Genomic DNA, 17,616 nt, shown 5'->3' with positions numbered 1-17,616 from the left:
CCTGGTGAGCGAGATCGAGATCGGGCGGGGCAAACGTGGGCGGCGCGCCTACTCCTTCGACGACATCGCGGTGGTGCCCTCCCGGCGCACCCGTGATCCTGAAGACGTCTCTTTGGCCTGGCAGATCGACGCCTACCACTTCGACCTTCCGGTGCTGGCCGCTCCGATGGACTCGGTCATGTCACCGCAGACCGCGATCGAGATGGGACGTCTTGGTGGTCTGGGCGTGCTCGATCTCGAGGGCCTGTGGACCAGATATGACGATCCGACGCAGGCACTCGCCGAGATCGCGGCCCTGCCACTGGACCAGACCATCAGCCGGATGCGGGAGCTGTATGCGGCGCCGGTGCGGCCTGAGCTCATCACCGAACGTCTCCGCCAGATCCGCGAGGCAGGGGTCACCGTCGCTGGTGCGCTCTCGCCGCAGCGCACTCAGCAGTTCTGGAAGGTCGTCGTCGACGCCGGCGTCGACCTCTTCGTGATCCGCGGCACGACCGTCTCGGCCGAGCACGTGTCCGGACGGGCCGAGCCGCTCAACCTCAAGCGCTTCATCTACGAGCTCGACGTCCCGGTCATCGTCGGTGGGGCCGGCACCTACACGGCTGCCCTGCACCTCATGCGCACCGGCGCTGCTGGGGTCCTGGTGGGCTTCGGGGGCGGCTCGGCCCACCGGACACGCGTCACCCTGGGAATTCACACACCCGCCGCGAGCGCGATCGCCGACGCCGCCGCCGCCCGACGCGACTACCTCGACGAATCGGGCGGTCGCTACGTCCACGTCATCGCCGACGGAGGGGCCAGCGTGTCCGGCGAGGTCGTCAAGGCCATCGCCTGCGGCGCCGATGCCGTCATGCTCGGGGCTGCCCTAGCGCGCGCGTCCGAAGCCCCCGGCAACGGCTTTCACTGGGGCTCGGAGGCACACCACCCCGAGTTGCCCCGCGGCGAGCGCGTCGACGTGGGCACGGTCGGGAGCCTGAGGCAGGTCCTGACCGGCCCGGCGGTGACTGCTGACGGCACCACCAACCTCATGGGTGCCTTGCGCAGGGCGATGGCGACGACCGGCTACACGGATGTCAAAGAGTTCCAACGAGTAGAAGTGGTGGTGGCACCCTATGGGTCGCGCTGACAACGACCGGCCCAATGAGCAGGCCGGTGAGGACTGGGACGAGGGTGGAGACCCGCGCCGCCACGCGAGGGACTCCGATCACAGCGAGCGCTCCCGCTACCGCGTGCACGTCCGTCAGGACCCCATCTACATCCGCCGCCGCCGCGCCATCGCGGCCGGGATCGGCGCTTTCCTGGTCCTCGGACTCGTCGTGGTGGCGTTCTGGATGCTAGGCAACCGCGGCGCGGGGGACCAGGTGGCCAACGGCGACAAGCCGGTCGCGGTAGCGCAGGCACCAGGGAAGGACGACGCTGGCAAGCAGAGTGCCGACGGCGCCTCGGGCAGTGAGGCAGACAGCGCCAAGGAGGACGATGCAGCCGTCTCGACCCCGGAGCCCGACCCTGTCTGGCAGCAGGCCCAAACCCCGGTCACGCACGCCAGCGAAAAGACGGCGCTGACCAAGGTCGACTACCTGACCGGTGGGATGACGCCGAAGTCGGTGGTCGCCTCCAACCACGGACTGATGATCGCCAACAACATGATGTATAGCCACACCTCGACGGTCTTCGACTCCTCGACGCGGGAGCAGGTGGTCGTCCTGGACGACGCGGTCGACCTGTCCGAGTTCGGGATCGAAGGACATCCGGGCATCTCCGAGGGGTCGCCGGTCGAGGCAGTCTGGACCGCAGACGGGCGCTACGCCTATGTGTCCCAGTACACGATGTTCGGAGAGAACTTCGGCGTCCAGGGCTTTGACGCGTGCACCCAGGCCAGCGGGGTCGGTCCCTCCTTCCTCTACCGCTTCGACGCGCAGGAGATGGCCTGGGATCAGGTGATCAAGGTCGGCGCCGTGCCGAAGTACGTGGAGATCACGCCTGACCAGTCGACCGTCCTGGTCAGCAACTGGTGCGACGCCAGCATCTCGGTTGTCGACGTCGAGAAGGCCAAGGAAATCAAGGTCATCGATGTCAACGAGGCTCCGCGAGGGATCGCGATCATGCCCGACAGCAACACCGCCTACGTCGTGGCGATGTATGCGCAGTCACTGTTCAAAATCGACATCAAGGCTGGCACCAGCGAGCTGGTCATGAACACCACGCTCCGCCCCCGCCACCTCAACCTCACGGAGGACGGCACGACGCTCTACATGACCGTCAGCTCGGCCAACACGATCTACAAGATCGACACGGCGACCGACGAGATCGTCGATGAGGTCTACCCCGGCCTGGAGCCCCGCAGCGTCACGCTCTCACCCGATGAGTCTGCCCTGTATGTGGTCAATTACAACGAGGCCACCGTCTCCAAGATCCGGACCTCGGACATGACCGTGATCGACACCGTCGGGGTGGATGCGGTGCCCATCGGGATCGACTACGACCCGGTCACCAACACGGTCTGGGTCGCCTGCTACAACGGCGCCATCTACGTCTTCGACGATCAGAGCACCCTGCTTCCCGCCACAGGTTGATCACCTACCCTGACACGGTGATCCGCACTGCCCTGAAGCCGGCCTGGCTGGCACTGCTGGCCCTGCTGGCAGTGGTGGTGGTCGCCTTCTACCAGCTCGGTATGTGGCAGCTGGGCGTCAGCTCCAACAAGGCGGCCAGGGAGCTGGCCCAGACGCAGTCCGCCCTGCAGGTCCAGCCGCTGTCGCAGATCACCGGGCCGCACGAGGCGTTCCCCCCGTACGGCGCGGGCCTGCCCGTCTGGACCGAGGGAGAGTATGTCGTGGCCGACCAGTTCCTGGTGCCGCGCCGCCTCCTGGACGGACAGCCGGGGTACTGGGTCGTCACGCCCCTGCGCACCATGTCGGCAGGGGAGACGGCGCTGCTGCCCGTCGTCCGCGGCTTCGTGACCGACCCGGATCAGGCGGACCGGCCGTCCGAGAGCCACATCCGCGTCAGCGGCAGCCTGGCGCCCAGCGAGCACGCGGGGACTGCTGACCTGCCGAAGGGGCAACGGGGCGGCATCGACACTGCTGACCTCGTCAACGACTGGGACGAGCCGCTCTACAACGGCTTCGTCTTCCTCACCGACGAAGAACCGAGGGTGAGCGGGGAAGCCATCGTGCGCGTCCCCCCGCCGGTCTTCGGCGAGGGCGGCGTCAACCTGCGCAACGTGGGCTATGCCCTGCAGTGGTTCGTCTTCGCTCTCTTCGCCATCTACATGTATTTCCGCTTTTTGCACGAGGCCGCCCGCCCCGCCGCACTCACCAGCACGACCTCAGGAGATCCCGCATGACCCCCCGCGCCAAGCTCACCTTCTTCCGCACCATGGCCTTCGTCGTCGGGGTCGGGCTACTCCTGCTGGTCACGCACATGGTGCTGCGCTACGGCTTCGACAACCACGCCCTCGCGTGGTGGCCGTCGCCGCACGGGTGGGTCTTCATGGTCTACCTGATCGCCACCGCGCTCCTCGGCTTCGAGCTGCGGTGGGGGATGGGCAAGATGGTGCTGGTCATGCTCGCGGGCTGCGTGCCCTTGCTCTCGTTCTGGGTCGAGCACAAGATCGCCACGCAGGCCAAGGCCCAGATCGCGTCCATCAACGACGCCGGTAAGGTGACCGCGTGACTTCGCGGCTCCTCACCTCTGCCCCTGGCACCGGACCGGTGCTCGTCGTCGACTTCGGCGCGCAGTACGCCCAGCTCATCGCCCGCCGGGTCCGAGAGGCGGAGGTCTACAGCGAGGTCGTGCCGCACACGATGCCCGCCGCGCAGATGCTGGCCAAGGATCCGGCCGCCATCATCCTCTCCGGAGGTCCAGCGTCCGTCTATGCGGAGCAGGCGCCGGCGCTGCAGGAGGCCCTGGTCACCTCGGGTGTGCCCGTCCTGGGCATCTGCTACGGCTTCCAGGCGATGGCGCGCGTCCTGGGGGGGCAGGTCGCCCGGACCGGTCAGCGCGAGTATGGCCAGACCACTGCGTCCGTGCAGCCGGAGCACAGCACCCTTTTCGCCGGCCAACCCTCCGAGCAGGTGGTCTGGATGTCGCACGGCGACGCCGTCGACGCCGCGCCCCTCGGGTGCAGGGTCACGGCCAGCACGCCCGGTGCCCAGGTGGCTGCCTTCGAGGACGACGAGCGACGCCTCTACGGCGTGCAGTGGCATCCGGAGGTGCTGCACTCCGAGCACGGGGCGGCGGTCCTGGCGAACTTCCTGCGTCACGGCGCTGGCATCGAGCCGACCTGGACCAGCGGCAACGTGGCTGAGCAGCTGGTCCAAGAGGTCAAGGCCACCGTCGGAGCGGACCGCGTCATCTGCGGCTTGTCCGGCGGCGTCGACTCCTCGGTTGCTGCTGCTCTGGTGCAGCGGGCCGTCGGTAGCCAGCTGACCTGTGTCTTCGTCGACCACGGGCTGCTCCGCGAGGGGGAAGCCGAGCAGGTGGAGAAGGACTTCGTCACGGCGACCGGGGTCGACCTGGTCGTCGTCGACGCGCGCGAGCGTTTCCTCGCCGCGCTGGCCGGGGTGACCGATCCGGAGACCAAGCGCAAGGCCATCGGCCGCGAGTTCATCCGGGTCTTCGAGCAGGCCGCCCGCGACATCGTTCGGGAGCACAGCTCTGGTCCCGGGGCCGCCGGCGAGGATGAGCACCCAGTCAAATGGCTGGTCCAGGGGACCCTCTATCCCGACGTGGTCGAATCGGGTGGCGGCGCGGGCACGGCCAACATCAAGAGCCATCACAACGTCGGTGGCCTTCCCGACGACCTGCAGTTCAAGCTGATCGAGCCACTGCGGATGCTCTTCAAGGACGAGGTCCGCCAGGTCGGGCTGGAGCTCGGCGTGCCCGAGACGATCGTCTGGCGCCAACCCTTCCCGGGCCCAGGGCTGGCGATCCGGATCGTCGGTGAGGTCACCGCCGAAAGGTTGACGACCCTGCGTCAGGCCGACTCCATCGTGCGCGAGGAGCTGACGGCGGCTGGCCTGGACCGGGGGATCTGGCAATGCCCGGTCGTGCTGCTCGCCGACGTGCGTTCGGTCGGGGTGCAGGGCGACGGCCGCACCTACGGTCACCCGATCGTGCTGCGACCGGTGTCTTCCGAGGACGCGATGACGGCGGACTGGACCCGCATCCCCTTTGACGTGCTCGCTGCGATCTCTTCCCGGATCACCAACGAGGTCGAGGATGTCAACCGCGTTGTCCTCGACGTCACCAGCAAGCCGCCGGGCACCATCGAGTGGGAGTGAGGCTGACCGGTATGCCGATCCGTCCGCGGACTATCGTTGCGCTGGCCGCGGGGAAGGTCACCCGCGTCGTGTCCCGGCTCCGAGGCGGCGGCTCGGCGCTGCCGGGGCTGGTCTGCGAAAAGATCGACCCCGGCGTCCTTCGTCATACCCTCGGCAACCTGCCCCTAGGGGTAGTTGTCGTGTCCGGCACCAATGGCAAGACGACCACCACCAAGATGCTCGTCGCGCTGCTGCGTGCGCACGGCTTGCGCGTCTTCACCAACCCGACCGGCTCCAACTTCACCCGAGGAGTGCTCTCCTCGCTGCTCGGCGACGTGAGCCTGGCTGGCACGGTGCGGGCCGATATCGCCGTCGTCGAGTTGGACGAGGCGCACGCCCTGCACTTCGCGGCGCAGGTGCCGCCGACGCACGCCCTTTTGCTCAACGTGGCCCGCGACCAGCTTGACCGGTTTGCTGAGATCGATCAGACGGCGCGGCTGCTCGCCCAGTTGGCTGCGCAGACGACGAGCGGGGTCGTGCTCAACGCGGACGACACCTATATCTCCCGGATCCGCGACGAGGTCGGGGCCGACGTCCGCGTCGGCTGGTTTGGGGTGGACCCTCGCATCGCGGACCGCCTGCCAGAGCTGCAGGAGGCCGACGTCCGCTTCGAGGAGGTCGGCGCCAGGCCTTGCCTGTCCGAGCAGGATGGCTTGCTGCTCCCCGGCGACGATGGCGGCTCCTTCACGGTCCGGTTTGGCGACGGCGCCGACGTCGGTCCGATGACCCTGCGCCAACGCGGGCTCGCGGCCATGATCAACGCCACGGCAGCCACGACGAGCGCCCGGCACCTGCTCGGGGCAGACTTCCAGCCAGCGGTCGCGGCCGCTGCGCTGGCGGCGGTCAACCCGCCCTTCGGTCGCGGTGAGGTGATCGACGCCGACGGGGCGCCGCTGGAGCTGGTCCTCGTCAAGAACCCTGCCGGATTCACCGTTGCCCTGGGCACCTACGGCGCCGAGCCGGTCGCGACCATGATCGCGGTCAACGACGACTACGCCGACGGCCGTGACGTGTCCTGGCTCTACGACGTCTCGTTCACCTCGCTACGCGAGCGTGGCGTCGACGTGACCAGTGGCGTCCGCGGCTATGACATGGCCCTGCGGTTGCGCTACGACGGAGTCGAGGTGGCTGAGGTGGAGTCCGACCTGGACGCGGCCCTCGATCGTTTCCTGCTGACGAACGCGGGGGAGCCGACCCGGATCTTTTGCACCTACACCGCGATGATGCACCTACGACGGCGACTGGCGGACCGCTTCCACCTCGCTCGCTTCGGAGAGGACGCAGAAGCATGACCGTGCTGCCCGAGGCGGTGACGGCGCTGGCCGACGTGCCCGCGGACAAGGGCGAGGTGCACCTCGTCCACCTCTACCCCCGTGAGATGAGCATCTACGGCGATCTCGGCAACACCAGGTGCATCGCCGCGCGCTTGCGCTGGCACGGCTATCGTCCGGTCGTCCACGACCATCATCCCGGTGCAGCCTGGCCGGAACGCGTCGACCTGGTGCTGGGTGGAGGTGGGCAGGACAGTGGTCAGCTGCGCGTCCAGGACGACCTCACTGCCCAGGCCGGACGCCTTCGTGAGCTCGCCGCCGACGGTGTCCCGATGCTGATGGTCTGTGGGATGTACCAGTTGTTCGGGCAGACCTTCATCACCACCGAGGGTGCGCGCCTGCCCGGCCTGGGCATCCTCGACGTGACGACGCAGGGCAACGCCACGAGAATGATCGGGCCGGTCGTGCTCGACACCGCCTTTGGTCAGGTAGTGGGTTATGAGAACCACTCTGGATCTACGGTGCTGGGGCAGTCGCAGTCAGCGTTCGGCACTGTCCGGCACGGGCAGGGCAACAACGGCAAGGACGGCACCGAGGGGGCCCGGGCGGGCAATGTGGTGGGGACCTACCTGCACGGACCGGTGCTGCCGACCAACCCGGCGCTGGCCGACGGGCTGATCCAGATCGCGGCGCGGAGGGCGACCGGAGACTGGACGCCCGGTCAGATCGACGACGACTTCGCGCGCCAGGCGCACGAACTGCAGGTCCGCCGACTGCTGGGCTAGGCAGTCATCGTGCGGGTTCGCCCTCGGCGTCCGGGTCGCTGCCCGGTGGTGAGAGCTGTCCGGAGGCGAGGGCCACTCGGCCTGTCCGCACCCACCACGCGCCCAGGGCCGCGACCCCGAAGGGCACGACCAGCAGGTGCGCGTAGATCGCGTAGAGCAGGGCCGTTGCCGACGCCGCACCGGCACTGCCGCCGAAGAGGATCAGCAGCCCGGCCGTGCCCACCTCGGTCACGCCCAGACCACCGGGGGTGATGGCGATCACCGTCAGCAGCTGACGGAAGGCGTAGGCACAGATCAGCTCGGCCATCGGCACATCGAGCCCGACCACCCGGGCCGCCAACCAGTAGAGACCGAAGAGAAGGAGGAACTGCCCGCTCATGCCGAGCGTCATCGGCAGCCATCCGGCGCGGACCACCTCCTCGACGCGGCGACGCTGGTCGGTGACGAGGTGGTCGATACCCTGCCCCTCCCGGACCCGGCGGCTGAAGGGCGAGAGCACTGCGTGCAGGGCCCGCGAGACCCAGGCGGCGACCCTGTCGGAGAAGATCATCAGCGCGCAGACCACGACGACCGCCGCGCCCACCGTGCCGGCGACGCCGGCTCCGATGACGACCACCCGGGGGGCCTCGATCGGTCCCGCGACGAGCACCAGGCAGCCGATCACCGGCAGGGTGACGCGGGCCAGGACGTTCCAGATGCCGGTCACCAGGATGGAGGTCGAGATGGCGCGCTTGCCGAAACCCCAGGTGCGCCACATCGTCCAGGTCAGCGCGATCCCCACCGCAGCGCCCAACGGGAGCACATTGGACACGACCGCACTGACGGCGTTGGTCTGGAGAGCCTTGAAGTGGCGCAACCCGGGCAGTGACCCGATGAGCACCCACGTGTAGCAGAACCAGCCCGCGAGCAGGAGGGCACCCATGGCGACGGCGGTGCTGGGCCGGACCCTGGACAGCTGGGCCCAGATGTCCTTCCACGAAGTCTCCAGCAGGTGCGGCATACCCCACGCGATCAGGCCGATGACGATGGCGAGCCCGAGCACCGAGCTGAGGACGTCCTTCCACCCCAGGTGGCGCAGGGTCGGCTGGGCAGTCTCCATCCCTTGGCTCACGTCAGCACGTCCCGGATCAGTTCTCGCCGACCGCGCAGCCCAGCAGCCCGGGGCGCCAGCTGTGGGTCGAGGAAGTGCTCGAAGCTGAAGACCAGACGGTAGACCGGCTTCGGCAGCGCGAGCAGGGTGCTCATGGTCCGGGGGAAGGTGCCCGCGGCCTGGGAGACGTGTGCCTGCATGGCGGTCCGTTTGGCGCCCAAGAAGGGGCGGACATCGATGCGGTGCGTGATCTGTGCCATTGGGGAGAAGGCGTCCGTCCAGTCCTTGGCTGCGAAGTTGTTAGGCAGGGTCCGGAACCGCTCGACGATCCGCAGGACGTTCACGATGGGCTCCCGCGGGACCGTCGCCTCCAGGAGACGGACGCCGGTCTGCAGCGCCACCGCGCGGGCGACGTGGTGGATGTGGATGTGGTCGCGATGGTGGTAGCCGCCGTTGTGGTCATAGCCGAGCAGGAGGTCGGCGCGTTCGCTGCGCACGATGGCGGCGACGCGGTCCGCGATCTCCTCGACCGGCACCCGCACCAGACGTCGCTGTCCCGGAGGGTCGGGGGGCACCTCGCCCAGATGGCCAGAATCGGCATACCCCAGAGGTATGACGTCGGCGGCGCCGAGGGCCGCGGCGCTGGTGCGCAGCTCGGCCAGCCGCACCTGTCCGAGGCGTCCGGACGCCATCATGTCCCGTGCGGCCCAGCCGGCACCACCGTCGGTGGCGGTGACCAGGACGACGCGGTGCCCACGGCTGGCGAGCCCGGCGAGCGTCCCACCGGAGAGCAGCGCCTCGTCGTCGGGATGCGCATTGAGCGCCACCACCGTCGCTCTGGTGTGCGCCGCCCTGCGCGTTGGTCCGGCGCCGGTCATCGTTGCTCGCCGAGCGTCCCCGCCGCGGAGCCACGCCTGGCCGCGGTGCACGCTGACGCGCGGGCGCCCCGCTCGGAGAGCAGCCACCACAGGCCCCAGACCGGCAGCAGCACGGGGATGAACAGATAGCCCTGGCCGTAGTGGCTCCAGACGGTCTGGTCCGGGAACACCTCTGGCCTGGCATAGCTCCAGGTCCCGATGGCCAGCACGCCAGCCAGCTCGACGGAGAGCGCGACCACGCTCACCCACCAGGCCCGGCGGCCGGACAGCGACAAGGAGACGAGCGCCACCACATACACGGCGGCGGCGAACGCAGACAGGATGTAGGCGAGGGGCGCGACCTCGAAGTGCGTCAGGATCTGGGCGGCGGATCGGGAAACGGTGCCGATCACGAAGATCAGGTAGATCGTGAGGATGACCCGGCCGGGGCCATGACGACGGTCCCCCCCATCAGCCGCCGGAAGCCTCACGGGAGCATTCCTACCCCATGCCAGATCTGGGCGCAGCGGGCCGCCATCACGGCAGTGGTGAAGGCCGCGACCGCGAGCACGAAGGTGCTCCACCGCGACGGCTCCTCCCGCGCCCAGATCAGCGACAGCGCAGGCAGGACGAGAATGGTGAGCAGATAGGCCCACAACTCCCACAGCGGACCCACGGGCGATTCGCCGCGGACCTGGCGAAGGAGGTAGATCGCGGCGTAGGCCAACGCTCCGGCCTGCAGCAGGGCCATGAGACCCACGGTGATCCGACCGGGCGCCCGGCCGTTGAGGCCTGCGACGAGCGCGACCAGCGCGGTGACCATGCCGCCCACCAGGAGGGCCATGGTGGCGGGGTCGAGGTAGTCGTTGGCGCCCGAGGTCACGGGAGCAGAGGGGTGCTGGCCGGTGGGAAGGTCACGTGGACAGCCTAAGCGGGGATGCTGCCAAGCCGGGGCAGCGTCGTCGGTGGGCGCGCCTAGAATGAGGAGAGGATGAGCAGCCTCTTCGACCACCTCAACTTTGACCTCCCGTTGCCCTCGATGTCGGCGCCTGCTGCGAGCGGCCAGCCGGACGAGGTCGACGAGCGCGGCGTGCCCGCGTGGGCGGTCGAGGGCGCTGCTGCGTCCGCCCGGGCAGGCGGTGGCGCAGGGCCGGTCGCGCGCATCGGGGACGGTCGGACCGTCGAGGAGTTGCTCGCGGGGCTCAACGAGCCACAGCGCGAGGCGGTCATCCACGCGGGGTCGCCCCTGCTCATCGTGGCCGGTGCGGGGTCGGGCAAGACGCGGGTGTTGACCCATCGCATCGCCTATCTGCTCGCCGAGCGTCACGTCCATCCCGGACAGATCCTGGCGATCACCTTCACCAACAAAGCCGCCGCCGAGATGCGCGAGAGGGTGGCGGCACTGGTCGGTCCGCGAGCCAAGGTGATGTGGGTGTCCACCTTCCACTCCGCCTGCGTGCGGATCCTGCGCAGGGAGGCCCAGACGGTGGGCCTGAAGTCGAGCTTCTCCATCTATGACGCAGCCGACAGCCAACGTCTGATGGGCATGGTTATCCGTGATCTCGATCTGGACCCCAAGCGCTATCCGGCACGAGCCTTCTGCGCCAAGGTGTCCAATGCCAAGAACGACCTGATCGATGAGGAGACGTTTGCCTCCGGCGTCGGCAACAACCCCTACGAGCAGAAGGTCGCGGAGGCTTACACGCTTTACCAACGTCGGCTGCGGGCGGCCAACGCGCTCGACTTCGACGACATCATCAGCATCACGGTCCACCTGCTCCAGGCGTTCCCGGCCGTGCGCGAGCACTATCGCCGCCGCTTCCGGCACATCATGGTGGATGAGTACCAGGACACCAACCACGCGCAGTACTCCCTGATCCGCGAGCTGGTCGGCCACGAAGGCGACATCGTCGACGGCGCAGACCACCCGCTCCCGCCGGCCGAGCTGTGCGTCGTCGGCGACGCGGACCAGTCCATCTACGCCTTCCGGGGCGCCACGATCCGCAACATTGTGGAGTTCGAGCAGGACTATCCACAGGCACGCACGATCCTGCTCGAGCAGAACTACCGCTCCACCTCGACCATCCTCACCGCCGCCAACGCCGTCATCGCCCGCAACCCGCGCCGGCGCGAGAAGCGGTTGTGGACCGATGCCGGGCAGGGGGCTGCGATCGTCGGTTACGTCGCTGACAACGAGCATGATGAAGCCTCCTTCGTGGCCCGCCGGATCGACGAGCTGGCTGACCAGCGGGGAGTCCGCCCGGGTGACGTCGCCGTCTTCTACCGGACCAACGCCCAGAGCCGCGCGCTGGAGGAGGTGCTGGTCCGCACGGGGCTGCCCTACAAAGTGGTCGGCGGCACCCGGTTCTATGAGCGCCGGGAGATCAAGGACGTCCTGGCCTACCTGCGCGTGATCGCCAACCCGGCCGACGACGTCAACCTGCGACGCATCCTCAACACGCCCAAGCGCGGTATCGGTGACCGGGCGGTCGGTGCGGTGCAGGCGCTGGCCGAGCGCGAACGCATCCCCTTTGTCGCGGCCCTGGGCCGCGCGCAGGACGCCCCCGCCATCGCGACCCGCTCGGCCGTCGCGATCCGCGGCTTCACCTCCCTCCTGGAAGGTCTGGGCGCGGTCGCCGGGGATGCGGAGGCGGGCGTGGCCGACCTGGTCGAGGCCATCGTGGAGCGCACCGGCTATCTCGCCGAGCTCCGCGCCTCCAGCGACCCCCAGGACGAGACGCGGGTCGAAAATCTCGCCGAGCTGGCTGCCGTCGCCCACGAGTTCGACGAGAACTACCCCGAGGGTGGGCTCGTCGACTTCCTCGAGCAGGTGTCGCTCGTCGCGGACGCTGATCAGATCCCCGACGACGCCGAGCAGGAGTCCAGGGGCGTGGTGACCCTGATGACCCTGCACACTGCCAAGGGCCTGGAGTTCCCCGTCGTCTTCCTCACCGGGCTGGAGGACGGCACCTTCCCCCACTCGCGCAGCCTGGACGACCCCGACGAGCTCGAGGAGGAGCGCCGGTTGGCCTACGTCGGCATCACCAGAGCGCGCGAGGAGCTGCACCTTTCCCGCGCCGGGAGCCGGGCCGCCTTCGGTGCGCCGATGTTCTTTCCCGCCTCGCGCTTCCTCGACGAGATCCCCGAGGAGTTGGTCACCTGGGAGCGCACCGATGCCGACCGCTCCAGCTTCGGTGGGCGACCTTCGGCGGCGGAGGGCTTTGGCTGGTCCGGAGGGTATGGCCAACGGCGCGCTGGTGGCTACGCCGAACGGCCCGAGGCGGTGCGACTCAACCCGCGCGGCAGCGCACCCAGGCGCGAGCGGTCGTCGGAGGAAGAGGGTGCTCTGGAGCGGCTGTCGGCCGGGGACCGGGTCAGTCACGACACCTTCGGGATGGGCACGGTCGTCCGGGTGGAGGGGACCGGTCGGCACACGATGGCCCACGTCGACTTCGGTGGCGAGGTGGGCGTCAAACGACTCCTCGTGCGCGTGGCACCGCTCGTCAAGCTCTGAACATTGACCGGGCCCACCGCACCACGCGTCATCGCTGCGATATCCTGCGGTCCATGACCTCATCACCGCTGCGCGTGGTCGTGGCCAAACCTGGTCTCGACGGGCACGACCGCGGCGCCAAGGTCGTCGCACGCGCCCTCCGGGACGCCGGAGTCGAAGTGATCTACACCGGGCTGCACCAGACTCCCGAGCAGATCGTGGCCGCAGCCATCGCCGAGGACGCAGACGCCGTGGGCCTGTCGGTCCTCTCCGGTGCTCACCTGACGTTGTTCAGACGGGTCCTGGAACTGCTCAAGGAGCAGGACGCCAGCGACATCGTGGTCTTCGGAGGCGGGATCATCCCCGACGACGACGTCACGGCGCTGCGCGAGATGGGCGTCTCTGCGGTGTTCACCCCTGGCGCCTCCACCAGTGACATCACCACCTGGGTGCGAGAGCACCTGGGCGCCCCCGATGAGCCGGCGTCCGCCAGTTAATCCCCGGCGGCTGACTCATCGCCTCGTCGCCGCATCAGATGATGAGCTCACGGCATATCGAGTCCCCCTTCACCACCCTCACAATCACGATGGGAAACTGACCTGTGGATCTGTTCGAGTACCAAGCACGTGACCTCTTCGAGGCGCACGGCGTCCCGGTCCTGGCGGCCGAGGTCGTCACCGAGGCTGCGGACGCCGGCCCGGCTGCCGAGCGCATCGGCGCCGACAGCGGCGGCGTCGTCGTCGTCAAAGCGCAGGTCAAGGTCGGTGGTCGCGGCAAGGCCGGTGGCGTGAAGCTGGCCAAGTCTCCGGCCGAGGCTGTCGAGGCTGCCGAGCAGATCCTGGGGCTGGACATCAAGGGCCACACCGTCGGCGCCGTGATGATCGCCCAGGGCGCGCGCATCGCGGAGGAGTACTACTTCTCTTTGCTGCTCGACCGGGCCAACCGCTCCCTGCTGGCGATGTGCAGCAAGGAGGGTGGCATGGACATCGAGACCCTCGCCGTCGAGCAACCCGACGCGCTGGCCAAGGTCGCGGTTGACGCCAACACCGGCATCGACGAGGCGAAGGCTGAGCAGATCCTCACCGAGGCTGGCTTCGACCCCGAGCAGGTCACCGCCATCACCCCAACGCTCATCAGCCTGTGGGACGTCTACAAGGGTGAGGACGCGACCCTGGTCGAGGTCAACCCGCTGGTCAAGACCGAGGACGGCACGATCCTGGCGCTGGACGGCAAGGTGACCCTGGACGCCAACGCAGACTTCCGGCACCCTGACCATGCGGCGCTGGAGGACGAGTCCTCCGCCGACCCGCTGGAGGCCAAGGCCAAGGAACTCGGCCTCAACTACGTCAAGCTCGACGGCAACGTCGGCATCATCGGCAACGGGGCTGGCCTCGTCATGTCCACCCTCGACGTCGTCGCCTACGCCGGCGAGGACTTCACCGGGGGGCAGGCCTCCCCAGCTAACTTCCTTGACATCGGTGGCGGTGCCTCCGCGGAGGTGATGGCCAACGGCCTCGACGTCATCCTGGGGGATGAGCAGGTCAAGTCTGTCTTCGTCAACGTGTTCGGGGGCATCACGGCCTGCGAAGAGGTCGCCAACGGCATCGTCTCGGCACTGCAGATCCTCGGTGACAGCGCGTCCAAGCCGCTCGTCGTCCGCCTCGACGGCAACAACGTCGAGGAAGGCCGCCGGATCCTCGCCGAGGCAGCGCACCCCCTGGTGACCGTTGAGGCCACCATGGATGGCGCCGCCCGCAAGGCCGCCGAGCTCGCCGCCGCCAACTGACCGACCCGACCTAGCTAAGGAACCAAGAGACCACCATGGCGATATTTTTGACATCTGACTCCAAGGTCATCGTGCAGGGCATGACCGGCTCGGAGGGGATGAAGCACAGCCAGTTCATGCTCCGCGCCGGCACCACGATCGTCGGCGGCGTCAACCCCCGCAAGGCGGGCACCACCGTCGACTTCGAGGACGGAGCCGCGATCCCCGTCTTCGGCACCGTCGCCGATGCGATGGAGGCCACCGGCGCTGACGTCTCCGTGGTTTTCGTCCCACCGGCCTTCACCAAGGACGCGGTCGTGGAGGCGGTGGATGCCGGTATGCCGCTGGTCATCGTCATCACCGAGGGGGTGCCGGTGCAAGACACCGCCGAGTTCTTCGCCTACGCCCAGAGCAAGGGCACCACCGCGATCATCGGTCCGAACTGCCCAGGCGTGATCAGCCCCGGGCAGTCCAACGTCGGCATCATCCCGGCCACCATCGCCGGGGCCGGTCGGGTCGGGCTCGTGTCCAAGTCGGGCACCCTGACCTACCAGATGATGCACGAACTGCGTGAGATCGGCTTCTCCACCGCAGTGGGCATCGGCGGTGACCCGATCATCGGCACCACTCACATCGACTGTCTCCGGGCCTTCCAGGAGGACCCCGAGACGGACGCGATCGTGATGATCGGCGAAATCGGTGGCGATGCGGAGGAAAGGGCTGCGGCCTACATCAAGGAGCACGTCACCAAGCCGGTCGTCGGCTATGTCGCGGGCTTCACCGCACCGGAGGGCAAGACGATGGGCCATGCGGGCGCCATCGTGTCCGGGTCCTCGGGCACCGCGCAAGCCAAGAAGGAGGCCCTGGAGGCCGCCGGCGTCAAGGTCGGCAAGACGCCGTCCCAGACCGCTGCCCTGATGAAGGAGATCATCGCTGGGATGGCCTGAGTTTCTTTCTCCAAGGGCGGCAACCCAGAGCGGGTTGCCGCCCTTCGACGTCCGGGGTGAGGTGAGGCGAGTCTGGTCCTGACAGTGCGTGCGGCTCGGCCCGACCCGTTGCTTCCCGGCGCGCCTCCGTGCGCGGGCCCGCGAGACGTCTGAGGATAGAAAAGCCATGACTGTGCTGCAACGACCTGACACCACCGAGGGCGCGGATCGCGCCCAGGCTCCCTCGACCCGTGACCCGGGAGTGAGCCTGGGTCGGCTCCTCAAGTTGGCGACCGCGGCGTTCGCCGGAGCCGTGTGCGTCCTGCTCGGGACGCTCGCCATCGCGGTGCCAACCGTGATCACGTGGCTCGCCGAGGAGCGCAGCACCGCCTCCTTCTGGCAGTCGATCGGCGCCGCTATCGACCTCTGGGCACTGGCGCACCGCGCCCAGGTCCAGGTGCCCGGTGCCGATGTGGTGCTCGCACCCCTGCTGCTGACGGCGCTGATGGTGGGGATCTGCTGGTATGCCGCGAGCCAGGTAGTGGTCAACCGGGACGACCTCGTGGCCCGGGTGCCGATCATCGGAGGGTGGCGCTCTGCGTGGCACGCCCTGGGTGGCCAGGCTGCGTCCGCCTTCGTGGTCGGCTATCTCCTCGCCGGGCTGCTCCTCGCGCACACCGCCAGTTTCGGCCTGGCGCCGGTCCGACTGGTCAGCCTTGTCCCCGGTGCGGTCCTGGTGCCCTCGGTCGGCATCGTGCTGGTCTGGTGGGCGCTGCACCGCAAGGACCAGCACCCCGCGGTGGACGCCGGGTTGCGGTGGGCCAAGGCGCACACGCCAGTCCTCGTCAGCCGGGGGATCCCCGCCGCACTCCACGTGCTGGTCGGTCTGAGTGTCGCCTGCTTCCTGCTCGTCTTCGGCCTGCTCCTCATCCGCGGCGAACGCGTGCTGAGCCTCTACGCCACCCTCGACGCCGGCATCGTCGGCACCACCGTCCTGACCGGCACCCAACTCCTCGCGCTGCCCAACTACCTCGTCTGGGCGCTGTCCTGGTTGACCGGCGCCGGACTGAGCGTCGGCACCGTGCACATCGGCTGGACCGGGTCGACCGCTGGAGACCTGCCGCTCTTGCCCGTCCTCGGTGCCCTGCCCGAGCCCGGCGCCATGCCGCCCGGACTGTTCGGACTGGCCTTGATCCCGGTGCTGGCGGGATGCTGGCTGGGCTATCAGGCAGTCCGATCCACCTCCCGCCTGTCCAACTGGTGGACCAAGGCAAAGGTGGCGTTGTTTGCGACACTCGTCGTCGGCCTGGCCGCACTGCTGCTGGGCTGGCTGGCGACCGGAGGGCTCACTCCCGGCCTGCTCGGCACCATCGGCGTCAACCCGTGGCTGATGGCCAGCCTGCTCAGCCTCGAGGTCGGCGCAGGAGCGCTCCTGACCGTCAGCGTCCTGCACCTGACCGGCGCCCGGGTCGGATTCGGCGGTCGACGGGCCATGCTGCGTGGACAACAAGACTGACGGCGGGGGAGGCCGACCCCGCCTCCGGGTGGTGGTCCTCGTCTCGGGCTCCGGCACGCTGCTGCAGGCGGTGCTCGACGCGAGCGATGAGCCTGGATATGGCGTCGAGGTCGTCGCCGTCGGTGCCGACCGGGACGAGATCGCGGGGCTGGACCGGGCGCGGGGAAGGGAGATCCCCACTTTCGTGGTGTCCCTGGCCGACCACCCGGACCGCGCTTCCTGGGACCTGGCCCTGAGCGCCGCCCTGGATGAGCACCACCCGGACCTGGTTCTCTCGGCCGGCTTCATGAAAATCCTGGGGCCGAGGGTGCTGGCGGCGCACCGGGTGATCAACACGCATCCGGCACTGCTGCCCAGCTTCCCCGGCACGCACGGCGTCCGCGACGCACTCGCCCACGGCGTGAAGGTGACCGGATGCACGCTCCACGAGGTGGACGCCGGCGTCGACACCGGCACCATCCTGGCCCAACGGGCCGTCGACGTCTTAGACGGTGACACGCAGCAAACTCTCCACGAGCGCATCAAGGTAGCCGAGCGCGAGCTTCTGGTGGCGTGGCTTCCCACGGTCCGACCGGACTGCAGCGTCTAG

At 68.8% G+C, this 17,616-nt stretch carries 17 protein-coding genes; 13 read left to right on the top strand and 4 right to left on the bottom strand.

The window, feature by feature from the left end:
* Window position 1: 1 nt before the first annotated feature.
* From Q4P07_RS01775 to Q4P07_RS01745, 7 genes are read left to right on the top strand one after another with little or no spacing between them, the layout of a single operon-like run.
* Window positions 2-1,126, top strand: coding sequence for a GuaB3 family IMP dehydrogenase-related protein (locus Q4P07_RS01775; RefSeq protein WP_303373208.1), 1,125 nt, complete (start codon window positions 2-4; stop codon window positions 1,124-1,126).
* Entirely contained in the window at window positions 1,113-2,573 is a 1,461-nt protein-coding gene (locus Q4P07_RS01770) for a YncE family protein (protein WP_303373175.1), read from the top strand. Before Q4P07_RS01775 ends, Q4P07_RS01770 begins: the two co-directional genes overlap by 14 nt.
* Before the next feature lie 17 nt (window positions 2,574-2,590).
* Window positions 2,591-3,346: an SURF1 family protein gene (locus Q4P07_RS01765; RefSeq protein WP_303373174.1), complete on the top strand. Its 756-nt coding sequence runs from the start codon at window positions 2,591-2,593 to the stop codon at window positions 3,344-3,346.
* Entirely contained in the window at window positions 3,343-3,675 is a 333-nt protein-coding gene (locus tag Q4P07_RS01760) for a DUF3817 domain-containing protein (RefSeq protein WP_303373173.1), read from the top strand. The genes Q4P07_RS01765 and Q4P07_RS01760 overlap by 4 nt, the downstream gene beginning before the upstream one ends.
* A complete protein-coding gene (gene guaA, locus Q4P07_RS01755; RefSeq protein ID WP_303373172.1) occupies window positions 3,672-5,285 on the top strand; it encodes a glutamine-hydrolyzing GMP synthase in 1,614 nt (537 codons plus the stop codon). Before Q4P07_RS01760 ends, guaA begins: the two co-directional genes overlap by 4 nt.
* Before the next feature lie 11 nt (window positions 5,286-5,296).
* Complete coding sequence (locus Q4P07_RS01750) at window positions 5,297-6,616, top strand: Mur ligase family protein (protein WP_303373171.1); 1,320 nt, start codon at window positions 5,297-5,299, stop codon at window positions 6,614-6,616.
* The gene (locus Q4P07_RS01745; protein WP_303373170.1) at window positions 6,613-7,380 is read left to right on the top strand and encodes a type 1 glutamine amidotransferase; all 768 of its coding nucleotides are present in this window, start codon (window positions 6,613-6,615) and stop codon (window positions 7,378-7,380) included. The genes Q4P07_RS01750 and Q4P07_RS01745 overlap by 4 nt, the downstream gene beginning before the upstream one ends.
* A 4-nt stretch (window positions 7,381-7,384) precedes the next feature.
* Here Q4P07_RS01745 and Q4P07_RS01740 read toward each other — a convergent pair whose 3' ends face one another.
* The 4 genes from Q4P07_RS01740 to Q4P07_RS01725 are packed head-to-tail and all read right to left on the bottom strand — an operon-like array spanning window position 7,385 to window position 10,210.
* Window positions 7,385-8,491, bottom strand: a complete 1,107-nt coding sequence (locus tag Q4P07_RS01740) for a lysylphosphatidylglycerol synthase transmembrane domain-containing protein (protein ID WP_303373169.1) — start codon at window positions 8,489-8,491, stop codon at window positions 7,385-7,387.
* Window positions 8,488-9,348, bottom strand: a complete 861-nt coding sequence (locus Q4P07_RS01735) for a PIG-L deacetylase family protein (protein ID WP_303373168.1) — start codon at window positions 9,346-9,348, stop codon at window positions 8,488-8,490. Before Q4P07_RS01735 ends, Q4P07_RS01740 begins: the two co-directional genes overlap by 4 nt.
* Window positions 9,345-9,818 (bottom strand): hypothetical protein, encoded by a 474-nt coding sequence (locus Q4P07_RS01730; RefSeq protein WP_303373167.1) that lies wholly within the window; start codon window positions 9,816-9,818, stop codon window positions 9,345-9,347. The genes Q4P07_RS01735 and Q4P07_RS01730 overlap by 4 nt, the downstream gene beginning before the upstream one ends.
* Entirely contained in the window at window positions 9,815-10,210 is a 396-nt protein-coding gene (locus Q4P07_RS01725; RefSeq protein WP_303373166.1) for a hypothetical protein, read from the bottom strand. Before Q4P07_RS01725 ends, Q4P07_RS01730 begins: the two co-directional genes overlap by 4 nt.
* A gap of 108 nt (window positions 10,211-10,318) precedes the next feature.
* On the opposite strand from Q4P07_RS01725, the gene pcrA reads away from it, so the two are divergent.
* From pcrA to purN, 6 genes are all read left to right on the top strand, one after another.
* Window positions 10,319-12,841, top strand: coding sequence for a DNA helicase PcrA (gene pcrA / locus Q4P07_RS01720; RefSeq protein ID WP_303373165.1), 2,523 nt, complete (start codon window positions 10,319-10,321; stop codon window positions 12,839-12,841).
* A 53-nt stretch (window positions 12,842-12,894) separates the two neighbouring features.
* On the top strand, window positions 12,895-13,317 hold the full coding sequence (locus tag Q4P07_RS01715) for a cobalamin B12-binding domain-containing protein (RefSeq protein ID WP_303373164.1): 423 nt from the start codon (window positions 12,895-12,897) through the stop codon (window positions 13,315-13,317).
* Window positions 13,318-13,421: 104 nt separating this feature from the next.
* The gene (gene sucC, locus Q4P07_RS01710; RefSeq protein ID WP_303373163.1) at window positions 13,422-14,606 is read left to right on the top strand and encodes an ADP-forming succinate--CoA ligase subunit beta; all 1,185 of its coding nucleotides are present in this window, start codon (window positions 13,422-13,424) and stop codon (window positions 14,604-14,606) included.
* A gap of 35 nt (window positions 14,607-14,641) precedes the next feature.
* Window positions 14,642-15,532 (top strand): succinate--CoA ligase subunit alpha, encoded by an 891-nt coding sequence (sucD, locus tag Q4P07_RS01705; protein WP_303373162.1) that lies wholly within the window; start codon window positions 14,642-14,644, stop codon window positions 15,530-15,532.
* Between the two features lie 166 nt (window positions 15,533-15,698).
* A complete protein-coding gene (locus Q4P07_RS01700; RefSeq protein WP_303373161.1) occupies window positions 15,699-17,027 on the top strand; it encodes a DUF6350 family protein in 1,329 nt (442 codons plus the stop codon).
* Complete coding sequence (purN, locus tag Q4P07_RS01695) at window positions 17,011-17,616, top strand: phosphoribosylglycinamide formyltransferase (protein ID WP_303373160.1); 606 nt, start codon at window positions 17,011-17,013, stop codon at window positions 17,614-17,616. Before Q4P07_RS01700 ends, purN begins: the two co-directional genes overlap by 17 nt.

This window comes from Ornithinimicrobium sp. (assembly GCF_030537745.1).
GTDB lineage: Bacteria > Actinomycetota > Actinomycetes > Actinomycetales > Dermatophilaceae > Ornithinicoccus.
This window is presented reverse-complemented; position numbering and strand designations above follow the sequence as displayed.